Source organism: Sulfitobacter noctilucicola, assembly GCF_000622385.1.
Classification (GTDB): domain Bacteria; phylum Pseudomonadota; class Alphaproteobacteria; order Rhodobacterales; family Rhodobacteraceae; genus Sulfitobacter; species Sulfitobacter noctilucicola.
Genome location: NZ_JASD01000008.1, coordinates 2,945,872 through 2,965,954, shown reverse-complemented (window position 1 = coordinate 2,965,954; position 20,083 = coordinate 2,945,872). Strand labels below are relative to the sequence as shown.

16 protein-coding genes and 1 tRNA gene are annotated in these 20,083 nt (G+C 58.9%); 9 read left to right on the top strand and 8 right to left on the bottom strand.

What is annotated here, in order from left to right; genetic code table 11:
• Positions 1-11: 11 nt before the first annotated feature.
• The gene (locus tag Z946_RS0118070; RefSeq protein ID WP_025057127.1) at positions 12-608 is read right to left on the bottom strand and encodes an outer membrane protein; all 597 of its coding nucleotides are present in this window, start codon (positions 606-608) and stop codon (positions 12-14) included.
• A gap of 444 nt (positions 609-1,052) precedes the next feature.
• Between Z946_RS0118070 and Z946_RS0118060 the strand changes: the two genes are divergently transcribed.
• A complete protein-coding gene (locus tag Z946_RS0118060) occupies positions 1,053-2,591 on the top strand; it encodes a trimethylamine methyltransferase family protein (RefSeq protein WP_025057125.1) in 1,539 nt (512 codons plus the stop codon).
• A 104-nt stretch (positions 2,592-2,695) separates the two neighbouring features.
• Here the strand turns inward: Z946_RS0118060 and Z946_RS0118055 are convergent, their stop codons facing one another.
• Positions 2,696-2,953: an EF-hand domain-containing protein gene (locus tag Z946_RS0118055; protein ID WP_025057124.1), complete on the bottom strand. Its 258-nt coding sequence runs from the start codon at positions 2,951-2,953 to the stop codon at positions 2,696-2,698.
• 26 nt (positions 2,954-2,979) lie between these two features.
• Here Z946_RS0118055 and Z946_RS0118050 point away from each other — a divergent pair, with 26 nt between their 5' ends.
• Complete coding sequence (locus Z946_RS0118050; RefSeq protein ID WP_025057123.1) at positions 2,980-3,696, top strand: RNA polymerase sigma factor; 717 nt, start codon at positions 2,980-2,982, stop codon at positions 3,694-3,696.
• A gap of 377 nt (positions 3,697-4,073) precedes the next feature.
• On the opposite strand, the gene Z946_RS0118045 is transcribed toward Z946_RS0118050, so the two are convergent.
• From Z946_RS0118045 to pdxH, 5 genes are all read right to left on the bottom strand, one after another.
• Entirely contained in the window at positions 4,074-7,712 is a 3,639-nt protein-coding gene (locus tag Z946_RS0118045; protein WP_025057122.1) for a vitamin B12-dependent ribonucleotide reductase, read from the bottom strand.
• Between the two features lie 733 nt (positions 7,713-8,445).
• A tRNA-Pro gene (locus Z946_RS0118040) sits at positions 8,446-8,522 on the bottom strand.
• Between the two features lie 75 nt (positions 8,523-8,597).
• Complete coding sequence (locus Z946_RS0118035) at positions 8,598-9,095, bottom strand: DUF192 domain-containing protein (RefSeq protein ID WP_025057121.1); 498 nt, start codon at positions 9,093-9,095, stop codon at positions 8,598-8,600.
• Entirely contained in the window at positions 9,053-9,568 is a 516-nt protein-coding gene (locus Z946_RS0118030; protein WP_037969959.1) for a cold-shock protein, read from the bottom strand. Before Z946_RS0118030 ends, Z946_RS0118035 begins: the two co-directional genes overlap by 43 nt.
• Positions 9,569-9,757: 189 nt before the next feature.
• On the bottom strand, positions 9,758-10,363 hold the full coding sequence (pdxH, locus tag Z946_RS0118020) for a pyridoxamine 5'-phosphate oxidase (RefSeq protein WP_025057119.1): 606 nt from the start codon (positions 10,361-10,363) through the stop codon (positions 9,758-9,760).
• 243 nt (positions 10,364-10,606) lie between these two features.
• Between pdxH and fabI the strand changes: the two genes are divergently transcribed.
• The 7 genes from fabI (at position 10,607) to Z946_RS0117985 (ending at position 18,236) form a co-directional block, all read left to right on the top strand.
• Entirely contained in the window at positions 10,607-11,413 is an 807-nt protein-coding gene (gene fabI, locus Z946_RS0118015) for an enoyl-ACP reductase FabI (protein ID WP_025057118.1), read from the top strand.
• A 41-nt stretch (positions 11,414-11,454) separates the two neighbouring features.
• Positions 11,455-11,976, top strand: a complete 522-nt coding sequence (gene gpt / locus Z946_RS0118010; RefSeq protein ID WP_025057117.1) for a xanthine phosphoribosyltransferase — start codon at positions 11,455-11,457, stop codon at positions 11,974-11,976.
• A gap of 54 nt (positions 11,977-12,030) precedes the next feature.
• Positions 12,031-13,209, top strand: coding sequence for an aminotransferase (locus Z946_RS0118005; RefSeq protein WP_025057116.1), 1,179 nt, complete (start codon positions 12,031-12,033; stop codon positions 13,207-13,209).
• 43 nt (positions 13,210-13,252) lie between these two features.
• A complete protein-coding gene (locus Z946_RS0118000; RefSeq protein WP_025057115.1) occupies positions 13,253-15,094 on the top strand; it encodes a peptidylprolyl isomerase in 1,842 nt (613 codons plus the stop codon).
• A gap of 12 nt (positions 15,095-15,106) precedes the next feature.
• A complete protein-coding gene (trpE, locus tag Z946_RS0117995; RefSeq protein WP_025057114.1) occupies positions 15,107-16,618 on the top strand; it encodes an anthranilate synthase component I in 1,512 nt (503 codons plus the stop codon).
• 5 nt (positions 16,619-16,623) lie between these two features.
• Positions 16,624-17,661 (top strand): succinylglutamate desuccinylase/aspartoacylase family protein, encoded by a 1,038-nt coding sequence (locus tag Z946_RS0117990; protein ID WP_025057113.1) that lies wholly within the window; start codon positions 16,624-16,626, stop codon positions 17,659-17,661.
• A gap of 74 nt (positions 17,662-17,735) precedes the next feature.
• Complete coding sequence (locus Z946_RS0117985; RefSeq protein WP_025057112.1) at positions 17,736-18,236, top strand: hypothetical protein; 501 nt, start codon at positions 17,736-17,738, stop codon at positions 18,234-18,236.
• Positions 18,237-18,288: 52 nt separating this feature from the next.
• Here Z946_RS0117985 and Z946_RS0117980 read toward each other — a convergent pair whose 3' ends face one another.
• Complete coding sequence (locus Z946_RS0117980; protein WP_081780852.1) at positions 18,289-20,037, bottom strand: divergent polysaccharide deacetylase family protein; 1,749 nt, start codon at positions 20,035-20,037, stop codon at positions 18,289-18,291.
• Positions 20,038-20,083: the final 46 nt, after the last annotated feature.

The following is a 20,083-nucleotide window of genomic DNA, read 5'->3' as shown; positions in this document are numbered from 1 at the left end:
TCGTCTGGTTCTCAGAAGCGCAGCGAGCCGCGTACGGTCAGCGTAGTCGCGTCCAGATCGTTACCTGCCGCACCGCCGACGTCGTCAAAGCGGTGTTCCAGCAGTTCGGCACCGATTGTGTACTGTTCGGTCACTTTGTAGCTGACGCCGATACCTGCGAAGGGGCCGGTTTCGTCACCCACGGAAGTGTCTGCGCGCGCGGCACCTGCAGTTGCGTAGATCAGTGTGTTGCCGAGGTCATAGCCGCCTTTAACTTTAACGCGGGCCACAGAATCGACGTTTGCAGCGCCACCGAGATCAACATCCGTCTTGTCGTAATCCAATTCGCCGCCAAGTACGAAGTCACCGAAATCATAGTCGTAACCGGCGTGGAAACCGTATGTTTCGTTGTGGCCATCCAGCGGGTCGATACCGTCCATATCAGCATACCCCAGCTGAAGACCGGTGTAGAAGCCGGTCCAGTCGCTGGCAGGGGCTACCGGCAATACGGGTGGTGAAATCACTTGTGGGTCAGCTGTGGTCTGCTCAAGGCTACCCGCCTGGGCGTAGCTGCCGATTGCGAATGCGCCGATGGCTGCGGGAAGTGCGTATTTGGTAAAGCGTTTCATCTGGTCTGCTCCTTTAAACATTTGCCGCGCTTTTGCGCGACACCCCACGCTTTGCGGTGGGATCAGGAAGGAAATGTTGCTGCAGTGCAAAAAGTTCCAGAGGTGCCCGGATATCATTTTGAAGTGGGCGGTTAGTTGCAAATTCGGACCAATCCGGTCAGCCAAAACCAGCGCATCGCAGAGATGTTACCGGATTAAGCGGGAACCGATCGACGGAATGCTGCAGTTGCATGGGTCGCAAACAGGCCTGCGTGGCGTAAACGGGACAGAATGGCCGCGCGCGACTTTGCAGATTTATCTGTGAGGAGCGCGCTATGACATCTGACCTATGCATCATCATCCGCGTCTGTCGCACCATCGGAGCCGAGCGGGGCCGTGCCGCCAGAGGGGCACCGGAACGGGATTGAAGCCACCTTTCCTTTTCCCCTTTAATGGACAGTTACCATGACAGATCAAACACCTCTTCGTAGCGGCGGCCGTGCGGCCCGCCGTGCCGCGCGCGCTGCACCATTGGCCGCGCACATGCGGCCCATCCGCCCCGGCATGGAGGGCGGACAGTACCGCCCGCTCTCTGATGCGGACATGCAAGCGATCCACACTGCCGCACTGGACGCGCTGGAAACCATAGGGCTGTGTGACGCGCCCCCCTCGGGCGTGGCATATCTGACAGGTGGCGGTGCACTCCTTGGCGATGACGGACGCATCCGTTTTCCCCGCGCGTTGGTTGAGGATACGCTGGCCAAGGCCAACCGTAGTGTCACGTTGTTTGCCCGTGACCCCGCGCGTGATCTGCAGCTATCAGGCAACCGCGTGCACTATGGCACCGCCGGTGCCGCTGTGCATCTGGTGGATGTCGCCGGCAACAATTACCGCGAATGTGGCGTGCAGGACCTGCATGATGCAGCACGGATCACCGATGTTCTGGACAACATTCACTTTCTGCAACGCCCTATGGTGTGCCGTGACATCACCGACAATGCCGAAATGGACATCAACACCATCTACGCCTGCTGCTCTGGCACGACCAAACATGTGGGCACGTCCTTTACCGATCCGGCTTATGTCAAAGACGCCCTTGAGATGTTGCACATGATCGCAGGCGGCGAAGACAAATGGCGCGAACGTCCCTTCGTGCTGAATTCGAACTGCTTTGTTGTCCCGCCGATGAAATTCGCCACCGAAAGCTGTCAGGTGATGGAGGCTTGTATCGAGGGCGGTATGCCGGTGCTGCTGTTGAGCGCGGGCATGGCCGGTGCCACAGCCCCCTCTACCGTGGCAGGCGCGATTGTACAGGCCGTCGCCGAATGTCTGGCCGGTCTGGTCTACGTCAACGCAGTGAAACCGGGGCATCCGGCGGTCTTTGGCACGTGGCCCTTCGGGCTGGACCTGCGATCCGGTGCGATGACCGGCGGATCGGGCGAACAGGCGCTGCTGACAGCGGGCTGCGCACAGATGCACCATTTCTATGGTGTGCCGGGTGGTGCGGCGGCAGGTATTGCGGATGCAAAGATGCCTGACATGCAGGCCGGATGGGAGCAGATGTGCTCCAACGTGATGGCGGGGCTGTCTGGTTTGAACATGGTCTATGAGGCGGCAGGTATGCACGCCTCCCTGTTGGGCTTTTGCCATGAATCGCTGATCCTTGGCGATGATCTGATCGGGCAGGCCCTGCGTTGTGTACGCGGCATCGAGGTGAATGAGGAAACGCTGGCGCTTGACCAGATGCGCGAGGTTTGCATCGGCGGTCCGGGTCATTATCTGGGCACCGAACAGACACTGAGCCGTATGGAAACCGATCACGTCTACCCCGCGCTCGGTAACCGGTCTTCGCCCAAGGAGTGGGAAGAATTAGGCAAGCCCGAACTGGTGCCAAACGCCACCCGCCGCAAGGAAGAAATCTTGAGCCAGCGCTCACAGGCACGGTTTGATCCGGTCACGGACAAAGCAATCCGTGAGAGGTTTAACATTCACTTGCCCGCGTAAGGGGTCGATATACAATCAGGACCGGCAATTTTCGCTGCCGGTCCTTTATCTTGCGCGTCATCCACGGGGCCGCTGCCAGTCCCGCGCACGCTCAGACGGTTGGATCAGCCTTCGCTGGGTGCGGGCATCATGCCGGCTTCCTGCGCGGCGATGACCTCACCATCATCCAAAGCACCGTCTGCATTGAGGTCCATTGCCGAGAATTGCTCGGCTGTGACGTCAGGATAAACCGCCTGCACTTCTGCCACGCTAAGGATACCGTCACCGTTTGCATCGACTTCTGCCGCACCTGCACCCATGGCGAAGGCTGGCACGCAAAGTGCGGTAATGGCGATGGCGGTCAGTCGGAATGTATTGGTCATGTGGATACTCCCTTTAAGGATATGATTTGATCGAAGGCTTTGCCGCCTTCCCCAAGACAGATGCATCAGGACGCCTTTGCATCCCGCCATGCCCTTTCACACGCGGGGGCCTGCCGATTGCAGCCTGCTCGATGCGCGGTGCCTTGCCCAAAAAGCCCCTGCCGCTGCGATCGGCGGAAATTCCCCCACTGGTTGAATGGCGTGGACCTGTCATGCTGTGGGCGACATGCACCATGGAGGTTAAGATGCACACGCTATTGCCGGAGCCACAGTTGCTGGCTGATCTGTTACCCAAGCTGCACCGCCGTGCCCGCCGCCTGACCCAAAGCGACGACACAGCGCAGGATCTGGCGCAGGAAGCCTGCCTGAAGATGCTTCAGCATTTGCAAACGGGCCACGATGTGGATGCGCCGGAGAAGTATGCGATGGTGTTGCTGCACAATCTGGTGCGTCAAAGATGGCGCAGCAGACGGATGACGGAAGAGTTGACCGAAGATATGGCCATCGCCGTGCCGCTGGCCCCTGCCCGCATCGCCTGCGCGGAACTTCAAACCGCCATCGACCGCCTGCCCGACGATCAGGCGCGCCTGATGCGACTGGTCATGGCTGGAGAAACCAGCCCGCAGGTATTGGCAGATCGAACGGGGCTTCCCAGGGGCACGGTGATGTCCCGACTGGGACGTGCGCGTGCACGGTTGCGCAAGGAGATCGGGCTCGAAGGGTCGGTGGTGGAGTTGCTTTGACGGGGTTTGAAAAGAAGAAAGGGAGAGCCGGAGCTCTCCCTAGTTTCGCCGTTCACGTGGGTCTTTGCGTAGCAAAGGCACACTCCTCTGACAGAACATTTGTTTAAGCAAATGTGGAGCCAGCGCGCTTCGTACTCGAAAAGAAGAAAGGGAGAGCCGAAGCTCTCCCTAGTTTCGCCGTTCAAGCTCCATTTGTTAACCGCTCGGTGTTTGTTTTGCCTGCGGCCTGAACGTCGTCCAGAGCGAACGCATCCGCTCCGTGTTAAGCGTCCCAGCACAGCTGGGGCGCGGAATGGGTGGCAGCGTATCGCAAAGCGATGCGCGAGAACCCACCCGGTCTCTGGTGGGGTACATCCGCACCCCACCCTGTTCCTTTATCAGCTACAGCCGCTTGTGCCGCCGCAGGTGTTGCACTTCATGCAGGTGCCGTTGCGCACTAGCGTGTAGTTGCCGCATTCGCCACAGGCTTCGCCTTCATAGCCTTGCATCTTGGCTTTGGTACGGGCGTCAAGCGACACGGCACCGGAGGCGACGGAGGTGGTCGAAGTCATGGCCACGGCAACGCTGCCGGTGTCCATCTGCGGTGCCATCGTCATGCTCTCCATGCCGCCTTGAAGCAGAACCAGCTCCTGTGGGGGACGGTTGCGCAGGTAGCCGCTTGAGCTGATCTGCTTGAGCACTTCCAGTGACCGGCTGGCCGCATTTTCGGACAGTTCTGCCACGTTGCCGACGTTCTCTTCCTCTTCGCCCTTGCCCAGATCGTCGAATGTGGCCCCTTCGGGTTTCACATGTGCCAGATCGGTGCGGTCGAGGTAGGAAACCGCCAGCTCGCGGAAGATATAGTCGAGGATCGAGGTCGCGTTCTTGATGCTGTCGTTACCTTGGACCATGCCTGCCGGCTCGAACTTGGTGAAGGTGAAGGCATCAACGAATTCCTCAAGCGGCACGCCGTACTGAAGACCAACAGACACCGCGATGGCGAAGTTGTTCATCATGGCGCGGAAGCCCGCCCCTTCCTTGTGCATGTCGATGAAGATTTCACCGAGCTTGCCGTCTTCGTATTCACCGGTGCGCAGGTACACCTTGTGACCGCCCACGTTTGCCTTTTGCGTATAGCCCTTGCGGCGCTGAGGCATCTTTTCGCGGCTGCGGTTGATGACCTCTTTGATGACGATCTTCTCGACGATCTTTTCGGCCAACACAGTTGCTTTTTCCTGCATGGAGCCGGATTCGAGCACTTCTGCTGCTTCATCATCATCTTCGACCAGCGAAGCCGCCAAAGGCTGGCTGAGTTTGGAGCCGTCACGGTAAAGCGCGTTGGCCTTGATGCCCAAAGACCAGCTGAGTTCATAGGCCTTCTGGCAGTCTTCGATGGTTGCGTCGTTCGGCATGTTGATCGTCTTGGAGATCGCGCCGGAGATGAAGCTTTGCGCCGCAGCCATCATGTAGATGTGGCTGTTGACGGACAGGTAACGCTTGCCCTTTTTGCCGCAGGGGTTCGCACAATCGAAGATGCTGTAGTGCTCTTCTTTCAGGTGCGGTGCCCCTTCGAGGGTCATGGTGCCGCAAACGTGGTCGTTGGCCGCGTCAATGTCTGCTTTGGAGAAGCCCAGAGACTTCAGCAAATCGAATGTAGGATCGTTCAGCTTTTCGGCCGGGATGCCCAGAACTCCGGTGCAGAATTCCTCACCCAGCGTCCACTGGTTGAACACAAAGCGGATGTCGAACGCCTGCGCCAGTGCCGCGTCTACCTTGGCAAGCTCGTTGGGACCGAAACCGTGGCCCATCAGCGTGGTGTGGTTGATGCCGGGGGCATTGCCGATGGTGCCGTGGCCCACAGCGTAGCCGACGATCTCTTCGATCTGGGCTGAGCCGTAACCGAGCTTTTCCAGTGCTGCCGGAACGGATTGGTTGATGATCTTAAAGTAACCACCGCCCGCAAGTTTCTTGAACTTCACCAGTGCGAAGTCGGGTTCGATGCCTGTGGTGTCACAGTCCATAACCAGACCGATTGTTCCCGTCGGCGCGATAACAGACGTCTGGGCGTTGCGGTAACCATGTACCTCACCCAGCTTCAGCGCCTCGTCCCAGCAGGACATGGCCACATCTACCAGACCCGGCTGCGGGCAGTTGTCGTGATCCAGCGCCACAGGCTTGATCGCCAGCTCTTCATAGCCGTTTTCGTTGCCGTAAGCCGCGTTGCGGTGGTTGCGCATAACGCGCAGCATGTGATCGGCGTTCTTTTTGTAGCCCGGGAAAGCGCCCAGCTCGCCGGCGATTTCAGCGGATGTGGCATAGGCAACGCCTGTCATGATCGCTGTCAGCGCCCCGCAAAGTGCGCGGCCCTCTTCGCTGTCATAAGAGTAGCCCATGTTCATCAGCAAACCGCCGATGTTTGCATAACCCAGACCCAAGGTGCGGAAGTCGTACGAACGCTGTGCAATTTCCTTGGAGGGGAACTGCGCCATCATCACGGAGATTTCCAGCGTTACGGTCCAAAGGCGGCTGGCGTGCATGTAGTCTTCGACGTTGAACGTGCCGTCCTCAAGGAAGGTCAGCAGGTTCATGGACGCAAGGTTACAAGCCGTGTCGTCAAGGAACATGTATTCGGAACAAGGGTTTGAGCCACGGATTGCGCCGTCTTCGGGGCATGTGTGCCAGTCGTTCACAGTATCGTGGTACTGGATGCCCGGATCGGCACAGGCCCATGCGGCGTGGCCGACCTGCTCCCACAGATCGCGGGCGCGGATGGTTTTGCTGACGCGACCTGTCACACGGTCGATCAGTTCCCAATCGGCGTCTTTTTCAACAGCCGTGAGGAAGCCGTTTGTCACGCGGATGGAGTTGTTGGAGTTCTGACCGGAGACGGAGTTATACGCCTCAGAGTCCCAATCCGTGTCATATGTCGGGAATTCGATGCTGGTGTGGCCCTGCTTGGCATAATCCAGCACGCGCTTTACGTAAGTTTCGGGGATCGCGACCTTTTTTGCCTCGCGCACCGCCGCTTTCAACTGATCGTTCTTGGCAGGATCATACGCGTCTGCCTCTGCCCCGTCCCAGCCTTTGATGGCTTCGAATAGCAGGTTGAGTTTTTGCTCGTGCATCTTGGAGCCGGCAACGATGGACGCTACTTTCTGCTCTTCGAGAACCTTCCAGTTAATGAAATCTTCGATATCGGGGTGGTCCGCATCGACGATGACCATCTTGGCCGCGCGGCGGGTGGTACCGCCGGATTTGATCGCGCCCGCTGCACGGTCACCGATTTTCAGAAAACCCATGAGGCCGGAGGACTTACCGCCACCTGACAGCTTTTCACCTGCACCGCGCAGGCTGGAGAAGTTGGTACCTGTACCGGAGCCATATTTGAACAGGCGTGCTTCGCGCACCCAAAGATCCATGATGCCGCCGTCACCGACCAGATCGTCACCTACCGACTGGATAAAGCAGGCGTGTGGCTGTGGGTGTTCGTAAGACGAGGTGGAGCGTGTCAGCTCGCCGGACTGGTAATCCACATAGTAGTGACCCTGTGCAGGTCCGTCGATGCCGTAGGCCCAGTGCAGGCCGGTGTTGAACCACTGGGGGGAGTTCGGCGCGCCGCGCTGTGAAGCAAGGATATGGCGCATTTCGTCGTAGTAGGCGCGCGCGTCCTCTTCGTTGGTGAAATAGCCACCCTTCCAGCCCCAGTAGCACCATGCACCTGCAAGACGGTCGAAAACCTGCTTGGAGGATGTCTCGCCGCCCATGGTCGCGCCTTCGGCTGGGACCGAGCGCCACAGGAATTCAGGAACGCCCTTTTCTTTCACCTTCTTGACTGCGGAAGGCACGCCGGCTTTGCGGAAATATTTCTGTGCGATAACGTCGCTTGCCACCTGGCTCCAGCTTGACGGCACTTCGACGTCGTCCAGCTTGAACACGATCGACCCGTCCGGATTGCGGATTTCAGAGACAGTCGTGATGAAATCCAGTTCTGCGTATGCGTCCTGGTTTGCCTTGGTGAATTTGCGTTCGATCTTCATTATCGCTGCCTCTGTCCTAACTGTTGTCACTTATGAGCTACCCAAGGGTCTGCCCCGTTCCCGTTCACTGCCGGCACGAAAATCATGTTCCCGAAAGGCGTGTTGCCTACGGATACATGCAGAATCTGATCGAATTGGTCGTCGTCTAACTGCTCTCGTGCCTCGATGCGCCTCCTCAGCGTTAACCACTATATGTTGTGGCGTCATCGTCGGCCTGCACAACCTGACGTATCCGGCCCCATTCGGTCAACGGATTTATTTGAAAATTTTTGGCATTCTTGTGGTTGACGGACTGGCAGAATTTGCGGTGCGTCCCCAAGAGTGATTCATAAAGTTAATATCCCCAAGCAGGGTACAAAAACGCAAACAGCGTGCTAGTCGAAATAGTCAAATGTCCCGGCACATTTAGCCACATAGGTTGAGGCAGGACTTGAAGTTATCCACAGGGCACCAGTGCATAAACCGTGTGCGGGACCCGCCTTCAACTTTTTTTAGCGTTCGATGTCACACTGCACAAAAAGGCAACAGATCGTCACCGAGAGTGACCAGAATCGGAGGGACAGCCCTGCGCTCTACCCCACAACAGGTAGAGAGCGGACCGAGCTAATCTAGATATAGTGTTTGACGGAAGCGCGTTTCGGGCGGTGTGGTCAGCGCAGAAAAATGACTACGACAGCCCACGAGGCGATTTAATCGCCATCACGCCAAACAGGTTCATCATTATATGGTGAAGTGGTCGGAGCGAGAGGATTCGAACCTCCGACCCCCTGTACCCAAAACAGGTGCGCTACCAGGCTGCGCCACGCTCCGACTGCCGCTTCTTTAGCCACAGTTCAAACGAATGAAAAGCCCTGAATGGCTCTAAATGTGCCCTGTCTTAGAAAATCAGCACGGCCAGACCGGTGACCACGCGGCATGAGCGGGATGGCGGACCTCGCTTCCCTTCTCAATCCCCAGTCTTGCAGCCAGTCCACCGTTGATTTCGAGAACCGTCAATATGTCATCACCGCCGGGAATCGCTGACTCGTCCAGGGGAATCGCATTGTGGTGGATATGTTGGACGATCCCGCTTGCGTCGATAAAGAGCATGTCGAGCGGGATCAGCGTGTTGCGCATCCAAAAGCTGGTGGTGCGCGGGGCTGCGTTTACAAAGTACATGCCCGCACCCAAAGGCATTTCAGTGCGGTGCATCAACCCCTGCGCCTGCTCTGCCGGATCGTCCGCGATTTCGACAGTGAAGCGCGCCAAACCCCAGTCTCCGCGCAGCTCTACCGTCTGCGGATCACAGGTTTGCGCCGCGACAGCGGGTACCAAAGCGCAAAAGGCCAGAAGACCCGCGCTTAGTCGTTTTGTGAAATGTCGGACTGTAGCACCGTTTCCCATGCCTGAACCTCACCGGCCATTTGCCCGCGCTTACCCTGAATTACCCGCAACGCAAGCGCCTCTCCGGGTTGTAGATCAGACAGGCCGGACTGGCGCAACACTTCTACATGAACAAAGACATCCTCTGGCTTGCCAAAGACATTTGCAAAACCGAAGCCTTTGGCTTTGTCGAACCACTTGACCCGGGCAGGCTCCAACGGGGCCGCACGCAGCGTTTCCTGATCCAGCCCTGCAATATCGGGCAAAGGCGCGGGTTGCGTGCTTTCGCCTGGATGGATCGCGACAATCTGAACGGCCTGAACGCCGCGGCCCGTCTCGTGAACCATAAGTTCAATCGAGGTGCCGTCAGCAATCGAGCTTTGCCCGAAGTTGCGCAGGACATTGATATGCAACAAGATATCCGGCCCGCCTTCGTCTGCAACGACAAAACCGAAGCCTTTTACCGGATCGAACCACTTTACCGCACCGGCGATATGCCGATGATCCTCGCCCTCCGGCGCATGCTGACCGCTTTGCGGTTGCGATCCTTGATCCTTACTGTCTTCTACCACATATCACCTTCGATCATCCGATCATCAATTACCGTTCCACCGTAGCGTCCCATTGGATCGAAGCCCGTGCGGGTAAAAATGGTGGTCATATTACTCAATCAAATATTCGTGCTACGGGTTTAACCGCTGCACGTCCCATCCGGCGTCCACAGATGCACGCCGCCATTGAAAGCGGTCGTGCAAACGGTGATCCCCATCCGCCCAGAACTCTATCTCTAGCGGCGTCAACCGATAGCCTCCCCAAAACGGGGGTCTGGTCGGGTTTGTACCCTTTGTTGCCGTAACTTTTGCCACCTCGGCCATAAGGGCCGTGCGACTGCTTAGCGGCTGCGACTGCTTTGAGGCCCAAGCCCCAAGGCGGCTTTTGAGGGACCGGGATGAGTAATATTCATCCGCCTGTGGCCCGTCTTCTTTTGTGATCAAACCGCGCGCACGCACCTGTCTGCGTAGCGATTTCCAGTGCATGACAAAGGCAGCCTTGCCGCCCTGATCAAGCTCTTTCGCTTTTTGGCTTTCGTAGTTGGTATAGAATACAAAGGCGTCGTCTTCGACATCCTTGAGCAATACCATTCTGGCATTGGGAAGCCCGTCCGAATCGACAGTGGACAGCGCAATGGCATTGGGATCGTTGATTTCAGACGCTTCCGCCTCGGTCATCCATTCGCGGACAATCGCAAACGGATCCTCGCCCGCAAATTTTCCAGACCGACCTGCCATCAAAACACCCTAGGTTCCAAATACCGCAGTCGCCGTACAAATTCCGGCGCTACGTACCTCAGAGCTACATGATAAGACATGACCAAACAACCTAAAGCTGCCGGAGCGCTTGGTTTTTTCCGGCTTGACCGTAGGTCATTGCAACCCACAATAGAAGAAGTTGGGCCGGTCTCAGCAGTCTTGATGGTCTGCACGCAATGGCCTAAACGGGATAGAGCAAAGACAACCAAAGATGGATAGAGCATGGCGAACGATCTGATGCAGGGCAAACGCGGGCTGATCATGGGTCTGGCCAATGACAAATCCATCGCATGGGGTGTCGCCCGTGCTTTGGCGGACGCGGGTGCGGAGCTTGCGTTTTCCTATCAGGGCGACGCCCTGAAAAAGCGGGTTGGCCCATTGGCCCAGCAGTTGGGCAGCGATATCGTCCTGCCCTGTGATGTCGGTGACGAGGCGTCGATTGACGCTCTTTTCGATGATCTTAAAGAACGCTGGGAGAGCATTGACTTTGTCGTTCACGCCATTGGATTTTCTGACAAAAACGAGCTTCGCGGCCGCTATGTCGATACCAGCCGTGGCAATTTTGCGATGTCGATGGATATCTCTGTCTACTCCTTTACCGCGGTCATGCAGCGCGCGGAAAAAATGATGACACCGGGTGCCAGCGCGCTGACACTCACCTATTACGGCGCGGAAAAAGTGATGCCGCATTATAATGTGATGGGTGTCGCCAAGGCAGCGCTTGAGGCATCGGTAAAGTACCTAGCCGAAGACCTCGGTAAGGATGGCATCCGTGTGAATGCGATCAGCGCCGGGCCGATCAAGACGCTGGCCGCCTCCGGTATCGGTGACTTCCGCTACATTATGAAGTGGAACGAGTATAACTCGCCCCTGCGCCGGAACGTGACGATTGAAGACGTGGGCAAAGCGGCTTTGTTTCTGGTTTCCGACCTGGGATCAGGGACCACGGGCGAGAACCTTCACGTCGATGCAGGCTATCACGTGGTAGGCATGAAGGCGGTTGATGCGCCTGACATGTCCAAAGACTAAGCCGGCCCTTGAATGCCAGACCACACATTGAAAGTGACCTTATGACCGACACCCGCCTGCCCCACGAAAAAGGTTTCCACATCTCATGGGATCAGATTCACCGTGACAGTCGGGCGCTTGCGTGGCGGCTGGATGGCAAGGGCCCCGATGATGGTGCGTGGCGTGCAGTTGTGGCAATCACACGCGGGGGCATGGCACCTGCGATGATTGTTGCGCGCGAACTAGACATTCGCACGGTCGATACGATCTCGGTTGTGTCCTATCATTCGGGCGGCGGCAAAGCCGATGAACGGCGCGAGGCGAAAGTGCTGAAGTCCCCTGACCAAGAGATGATGGGCGATGGCACCGGTATCCTGATCGTCGACGATCTGGTCGACAGCGGCAAAACACTGGAACTGGTTCGCACCCTCTATCCCAAGGCGCATTTTGCCACTGTTTACGCGAAGCCAGAAGGCGAACCGCAGGTGGACACCTTTATCACCGGCGTCAGTCAGGACACGTGGATTTTCTTCCCATGGGACATGGCCCTGCAATATGTAGAGCCGTATCGCGGCAAGGATTGAGCCGGACGACAGTACGGACCCTGCCTTTTTTACGCTCTTGATTGGACGCAACAGATGATCCTCTCCCGCACCGCCGCCACCTTTCCACCCCCCGTGATGGAGGCCCGTCGCTGGCTTGACGGCGTGACGCATCCTGCGGACCGACCGCTTATGAATGTGTCGCAGGCCGCCCCGGTCGATCCACCGCCGCAAGCCTTGCGGCAGGCGATGGCAGATGCCGCGCTGACCCACGATGACGCGCATTTGTATGGGCCGGTTCTGGGCATGCAGACATTGCGCGAGGAACTTGCCAGTCGCACAGCAGCGCACTACGGCGGCACGGTCACTGCCGATCAGGTTGGGATCACGTCCGGCTGTAACCAGGCATTCGCTGCGGCCATCGCAATGTTGTGCGGTGAAGGGGATGAAGTCATTCTGCCAACGCCTTGGTATTTCAACCATAAGATGTGGTTGGATATGTCGGGCGTGCAGAGTGTGGCACTGCCTGTCGAGGCGGATATGCTGCCCGATCCGGATCGCGCTGCTGCATTGATCACGGACCGCACGCGTGCAATTGCGCTGGTCACGCCGAACAATCCGACAGGTGCCGAATATCCCGACAGTCTGGTGCAGGCACTTTTCGATCTGGCGCGCAGTCGTGGCATAGCGCTGATCTTGGACGAGACCTACCGCGACTTCGACAGCCGCAGCGGTCCTCCCCATGCGCTGTTTCAAGACCCCGACTGGCATGACACCCTCATCCATCTCTATTCCTTCTCCAAGGCCTACCGCCTGACGGGACACCGCGTGGGAGCTCTGGTCACAAGCGCGGCACGGCTGGCAGAGGTCGAAAAGTTTCTCGATACGGTTGCAATTTGTCCGGGCCAGCTTGGCCAGCATGCCGCGCTTTGGGGCTTGCAGAACCTGTCGCAGTGGCTTGCAGGCGAACGTGATGAAATCCTGAACCGCCGCGCCGCGATCACTGAAAATCTGCCGCGCCTGCAGGAGCACGGTTGGCAGCTTCTGGGTCTGGGCGGCTATTTTGCATATATGAAACACCCGTTCGAGATCAGCTCTGCGGAACTGGCACCTCAGATGGTCAGGGATGCAGGCATCCTTTGCCTGCCCGGCACAATGTTTTACCCCGATGGTGACGCAAGAGGCGCCGCGCAACTGCGGATTGCCTTTGCCAATCTGGATGCAGCGGGCATTGCACAGCTATTTGACCGTCTCGCCGCCTTGCCACGGGGCTAGGACGGGCTTAGACACGGTTTTCAACGTATAAGGGACGGTCAACATGGCAAAACGCTCGGGGCTCGGAAAGAGCGCAATGTGGGTTCTTATGGGTCTGCTGATCCTCGGACTTGGCGGCTTTGGCGCGGTGAACCTATCGGGCAACATCCGCACCATCGGTTCTGTCGGGACCAAATCCATTCCCGTTGATGCCTACGCCCGTCAGTTGCAAAACGAAATTCGCGCGATCGAGCAGCAGACGGGGCAACAACTGCCCTTCGCCCAAGCGCAGCAGATCGGTCTGGACCGTGCCGTATTGCAGCGCCTGGTCCGCAATCGGGCGCTGGATCACGAGAATGGCGTTCTGGGTCTGTCCATCGGGGACGAAGCGCTGCGCGAGGAGATCCTGCAAATCAGCTCTTTTCAGGGCGTAAACGGTGAGTTCGACCGCGAAGGCTACCGCTTTGCATTGGAGCAAGGCGGCGTGACCGAGGCCGAGTTCGAGACATCCTTGCGCGAAGAAGCCGCCCGCACCCTGTTGCAAGGTGCCATTCTTGGCGGTGTCCGCATGCCTGACGCTTATGCAGAGACCCTTGTGAACTATGTCACCGAAGAGCGCAGCTTTACCTGGAGCGTGCTGGGCGAAGACGCTCTGACCACGCCTTTGGCAGGCCCGTCCGAGGATGCTTTGCAGCGGTACTATGATGAAAACACAGACGATTTCATGCTGCCTGCGACGAAGATGATTACCTACACCCTCCTGACGCCGGAAACGCTGAGCGACGATGTTGTAGTGCCGGAAGAAGAGCTGCGCGCCGAATATGATGCACGTGCAAACACATACAACCAGCCGGAGCGCCGTCTGGTCGAGCGTTTGGTGTTCCCCGACCAGGAAACCGCTGAACAGGCTGCTGCTGCGCTTGAGGTCGATGGCACAACATTCCGTGCGCTGGTCGAAGAGCGCGGGCTTGATCTGGCAGATATTGATCTGGGCGATGTCAGCCGTCTTGAGCTGGATGCCGCGGGAGAAGCGGTATTCAACGCGGAAGTCGGCACAGTTGTCGGGCCGCAGGCCAGTCCGCTTGGCCCTGCCCTGTTCCGCGTGAACGGCGTTTTGCCTGCGCAGTCCACCAGCTTTGAAGACGCCCGCGAGGAATTGCGCGAGGAGCTGTCGCTCAACCGTGCCGTACGTGCCGTTGAGGCCCGAGCGGCTGATCTGGACGACCAGCTTGCCGGTGGTGCCACACTTGAACAGTTGGCGAACGAGACAGAGATGACCCTTGGCAGCATCGCATGGACACCCGAGACAACAGAAGGCATTGCCGCCTATGTCGATTTCCGCGAGGCGGCCCAAGAGTTGAACAGCGGCGACTTCCCCAAGATCGAACAGCTTGAGGACGGTAGCATCTTTGCCATGCGTCTGGACGAGGAACTGGCAGAACGCCCGATCCCGTTCGAGGATGCCCAAGAGCAGGTCAGCGCCGCATGGCGTAGCACGCAACTGGTTGACGCGCTGACAGCGCAAGCAACGACGCTTGCTGACAGCCTGAGCGGTGATGCGTCTTTTGAGGCCGCAGGCCTGGATGCGATCATCGAGACGGACCTTACAAGGAACGCCTTTGTCAGCGACACGCCCGAAGGGTTCATGAACGAAGTTTTCGATATGGAAGTCGGTGACGTCACCGTGCTGCCTAACGAGGACAGTGTCGTGATCCTGCGCCTTGATGCAATCACACCTGCAGGTGTAGACGAAGACAACGCCGCCCTGCTTAGCCAGTTGAGCGGTCAGATCGATCAGGCGCTCGCGCAGGATTTGTTCACGATCTATTCAGATGATGTAGTTCGCCGCGCAGAGCCGCAGATTGACCAGCAGGCCTTGCAGGCTGTTCACGTCAACTTTCCGTAAAGCACACCAGTTATGGCTTTGACCCCCTCGTTTGACGACTTCGCCGCAGGCCATGCTGCGGGTCGCAACCAGATCGTTTATACCCGCCTCGCGGCTGATCTGGACACGCCTGTTTCCTTGATGATCAAGCTGACTGGTGCTGCGGAAAACGCCTTTGTTCTGGAATCCGTTACAGGCGGCGAGGTGCGCGGGCGCTATTCCATCATCGGTATGAAGCCCGATCTGATCTGGCGCTGCCGGAACGAGACGTCGGCCGTGAACCGCGAAGCCCGCTATGATGCTGATGCCTTTGTGGATGTGGCGGGCAATCCACTGGATGTGCTCCGCGATCTGATTGCTGAATCGCAGATTGACCTGCCCGAAGACTTGCCACAAGCCGCTGCCGGTCTGTTCGGCTATCTGGGCTATGACATGATCCGGCTGGTCGAGCATCTACCGGATGTGAACCCCGACCCGCTGGGCCTGCCGGATGCAGTTATGCTGCGTCCTTCGGTGATTGCCGTGCTCGACGGTGTGAAAGGCGAAGTTACCATCGTTTCCCCTGCATGGGTGTCGGACGGGCAAACCGCGCGGGCTGCCTATGCGCAAGCGGCTGAGCGTGTGATGGATGCGGTGCGCGATCTGGAACGTGCGATGCCGGGTGCCAGCCGTGATCTGGGCGACGCGTCGGAAGCCTCCGAGCCGGTGAGCAATTTCACTCGCGAAGGCTACAAATCCGCTGTTGAAAAGGCGCGTGAGTATATCGTGGCGGGCGACATATTTCAGGTTGTTCCGAGCCAGCGGTGGGCGCAACAGTTCCCGCGCCCGCCCTTCTCGCTTTACCGCTCGCTGCGCCGTACGAACCCATCGCCGTTTATGTTCTATTTCAACTTCGGCGGCTTTCATGTGGTGGGTGCATCGCCCGAAATCCTTGTGCGGGTCTTTGGCAACGAAGTGACCATCCGCCCGATTGCGGGCACTCGCCCGCGTGGAGCGACGCCGGAAGAGGACCGCGCGTTGGAGGTTGATCTGCTGGGCGACGAGAAAGAACTGGCAGAGCATTTGATGCTGCTGGATCTGGGCCGCAACGACGTGGGGCGCGTGGCCAAGATCGGCACGGTACGCCCGACCGAGGAATTCATCGTCGAGCGGTATAGCCACGTCATGCATATCGTGTCGAACGTTGTGGGCGAGTTAAAAGAAGGCTGCGACGCGCTTGATGCCTTCTTTGCCGGTATGCCCGCAGGCACCGTATCGGGTGCCCCCAAGGTCCGCGCGATGGAAATCATCGACGAACTTGAGCCGGAGAAGCGCGGCGTCTATGGCGGCGGTGTCGGATATTTCAGCGCGGGCGGCGATATGGACATGTGCATCGCGCTCAGGACAGCCGTCATCAAGGACGAAACGCTTTATATTCAGGCCGGTGGCGGTGTCGTCTATGACAGCGATGCAGAAGCTGAATACATGGAAACCGTGCATAAATCCGGCGCGATCCGGCGCGCGGCTGCGGATGCGGCCCGCTTTGACGGCTCTGGCCGGAACTGAGCCTGATGCCGCGTCCCGCCTTTGAAATTGCCGGTGAGAGCATTGCAGCGGGCACATCGGCAAACATCGCCCTGCCCGTTTCAATCCTCCCAGATCACACGCCAGTTGCATTGAACGTACAGGTCCATCACGGCAAACGCGACGGGCCTACAATGTGTGTGAGTGCTGCCGTCCACGGCGACGAGGTGATCGGGGTCGAGATTGTGCGCCGCCTGCTCCGTGCGCCGCAGCTCAAATCACTGCGTGGCACGTTGCTTGTTGTTCCTGTGGTCAACTCCTTTGGATTTCTGTCACGCTCGCGCTATCTGCCGGACCGGCGCGACCTGAACCGCTGCTTTCCCGGCCACCCATCAGGCTCAATGGGGTCACGGCTGGCGCATATTTTCCTGCAGGACGTGGTGCTGCGCTGTGATTTCGGCATCGACCTGCATTCAGCGGCCATTCATCGCACAAACCTGCCGCAGGTACGTATCTCGCCGGAAGATCCCTTTACGCGCCAGATGGCGCTGGATTTCGGTGCACCTGTGGTGCTGACCTCGCCGTTGCGGGACGGATCATTACGGGGCGTTGCCGCGCAGGCTGGTACGCCGATGCTGCTGTACGAAGCGGGCGAAGGTCTGCGCTTTGATGAAATGGCTGTGCGGGCGGGCGTCGCCGGTATTCTGCGCGTGATGCGGGGCAAGGATATGCTGCCCGCGAAAGGCATTGCGCGGGCCAAGGTCGCCCCACATTTTTGTAGCAGCTCCAAATGGCTGCGTGCCCCGGCAGGCGGTCTGCTGCGCACGTTCCGCGCTGAGGGGGAGACCGTCGCACAGGGCGATGTTCTGGCCACGGTCTCCGACCCCTTCGGGGATGTGGAAACCGACCTTCTGGCACCGGCGGCGGGTATCCTGATCGGGCGGGCCATCCTGCCTGTGGTCAATGAAGGGGATGCCGTTTTCCATCTGGCCAAGCTAAGCCCGACAGCGGACGAAGCCACGGTGGACGATCTGTCAACGCAGCTTGAAACCGATCCCTTGTTCGACGAAGACGAGATTATCTGACGCGCCAAAGCTCCCTCCGGCATTGCCCGATGGAAGGCATGCCCTACCTGTTGCGTCTAACAGGAGGCTTTCCCATGCTCAGACTTGCCACAACCATTCTCGCCCTGACTGCCACAAGCGCGTTTGCCGATCTGACGATGCAGTTTGACGAGGGTGCGCCCAAGGACCGTTTCACGCTGACCAACGCGGGCGATTGTGCTCTGCCCGCAATGCAGGTTGTACTGGACATTGGAACCGCACCTGCCGGGCTGATCTTCGACGTGACGGGATCGGGCGCGGGCGTTCAGGTCTTCCAGCCGTTTGAACTTGTCGCCGGTGCCGACACTCTCAGCGCCACGCCGAAGGTGGTAGATGGCGACAGCGCAGTGATGCTGGATTTGCGCGGGCTGGCACCGTCGCGATCGGTGGCCTTTACCATTGATGTGGACGACACAGGCGGCGGGCGCGAGATCACGGTCAACGGATCAGAGATTTCAGGTGCCACATTCCGCGCAACGCTGGATGGAGAGACACTGACCGGCACTTTCGATGATCGCGCAGCTGCGCGTATACCGCTGGCTGCCTGTATCTCTTGATCCTGCAAGTTGGGTATAATTCTAGCGCAGGAACATCCGGTATCCGCAGGCGTTATCCACCTGCGTTTTCCCGCGTCAGCACTGCCGAAATCGGCGCGATGGCAACCTGCCCTGCGCGGTCCTGCAAACCCCACAACAACAAAGCCGAGATCGTATCGGGGCGCAAACGGCCCAACATGATCACAGCCCCTTCCTGACCCGCTTTGAAGGCCGCCTGATCGAGAAAACGGCGGATCACAGTGGCGGTCTGGCCTTTGCTGTCAAAGTCACGAAAGACAGGGTCGGCTGGAACACCTTCCTTGCGGGCGAGCTTGGGCATGGTGTTCAGACCCTTGTCCTGTGTCACCAGTCCGTGACCGGATTGCGCAAGAATGGCGGCAACCTGATCCGACACTTCGCGAGAGCTTTGTAAACCGCCCTGCGGTCCCTCCAGCACGCCGACGACTTCGCCAAGCTGGGCCAGCGTGACGCCCAAGGTCGTCTCAACGTCAGAGGCACGCGCACCGCCGGGCAGATCGACCATGGCCATCACCTCAAATCCCGCTTCGCGGTAGAGCTTCATACGCTCGGTCGCGTCAGCCAGGCTGCTGTCGACTGCGATGTTGAGGCTGTAGGGAAAGCTGCGCAATGCTGCGATGCCGGAGGCACCGGTTGTCGGGCTGGTGCCATCGTCGATCAGAACAATCCCCATCAGCGGCTTGCCATCGGGATTGGTAAAACGTTGGCCGAATTGCACGATGGGGCGCAGGTCGCTGCCCCGCGCGCTGCGGTCTTCGTTGATTACTGTAACCTCTTCGCCGCCACCCTCTGCCGTTTCCGCTTCGGGTCTGCGGATACGCACGGCGCTGTCGCGCTCTGTCAGCGATACGGCGGGCGTGCCGAGTTGCGGGCGCACTGTGGGTGCCAGCATCGCCACCTCGGGTGCGTCTTCTGTTTCTGTGGGCGTCTCATCGCCAGCTGTTTCGGGTTCTTCCGTCGCTGGGGCCAGAATGGATGGCGGCTCCACGGGTTGCAGCGTGGCTTGCTGATCGGCCTCAGGTGCGTTCGGCGTACCGTCTGCTTGCTGTTCTGCCGGTGTATCAGGTGTCAGCGTGTCCGTCTCAGCCCCCTGATCCACGCGGGCGGTCTGCGGCACGGAGGCCGTGCCTTCCACCGGTGGTGTCTCCTGTTCGGGCGTCGCTGCGGTTTCGCTTTCTACTGGTGCGGGGTCTTCCTGAGCGTCATCCTCTTGGACAGTCACGGCGGCTGGTGCTTCGGGATCGGTAGTGGATGCCTCACCATTCGGGTCTGTACCCTGCTGAGGTGCCGGGTCGGGCAGATCAGCGGGGGCTGTGTCAACGCTTACCGTATCAGGCTCCTGCGGCAACATAGGGGCCAGTGCCTGAGGGTTGGGGAACACCGGATCTTCGGCGTTTAGCGCAAGGGGGCCTGACGCATCGCCCTCAGATGGCGCATCCAGACCTGAGATGATTGCCGATTGTGGCTCCCGAGGGGCCGAGGGCGCTTCGGTTTCTATGGTCGAAAGCGTGTCGACGGCTGGCGGCTCTGGCTGGTCCGAGGCGGGGTCGTTCCGTACCACCTGATCGGGCGCGCTCAGACTGGCGTCGGGTGTCACAACCGACACTTCGGGTGCCGTGGGTGCTTCCGCCCCGTCCATTGCGGTTGCGTCCACGCGCGGAGCTTGCGCAACCGGTACCATGACCGATGCAACAGCACCAACTCCGAGGCTGACCACTCCGCCCCATAGCGCGCCGCTTAGAAAACCGCCTGCCATCCCGACATCTCCTGCTCGCTCGGCCATCCGACGTTTCGGACGGCTCTTCTCTCAATCGGCCTGTACGCGCTCT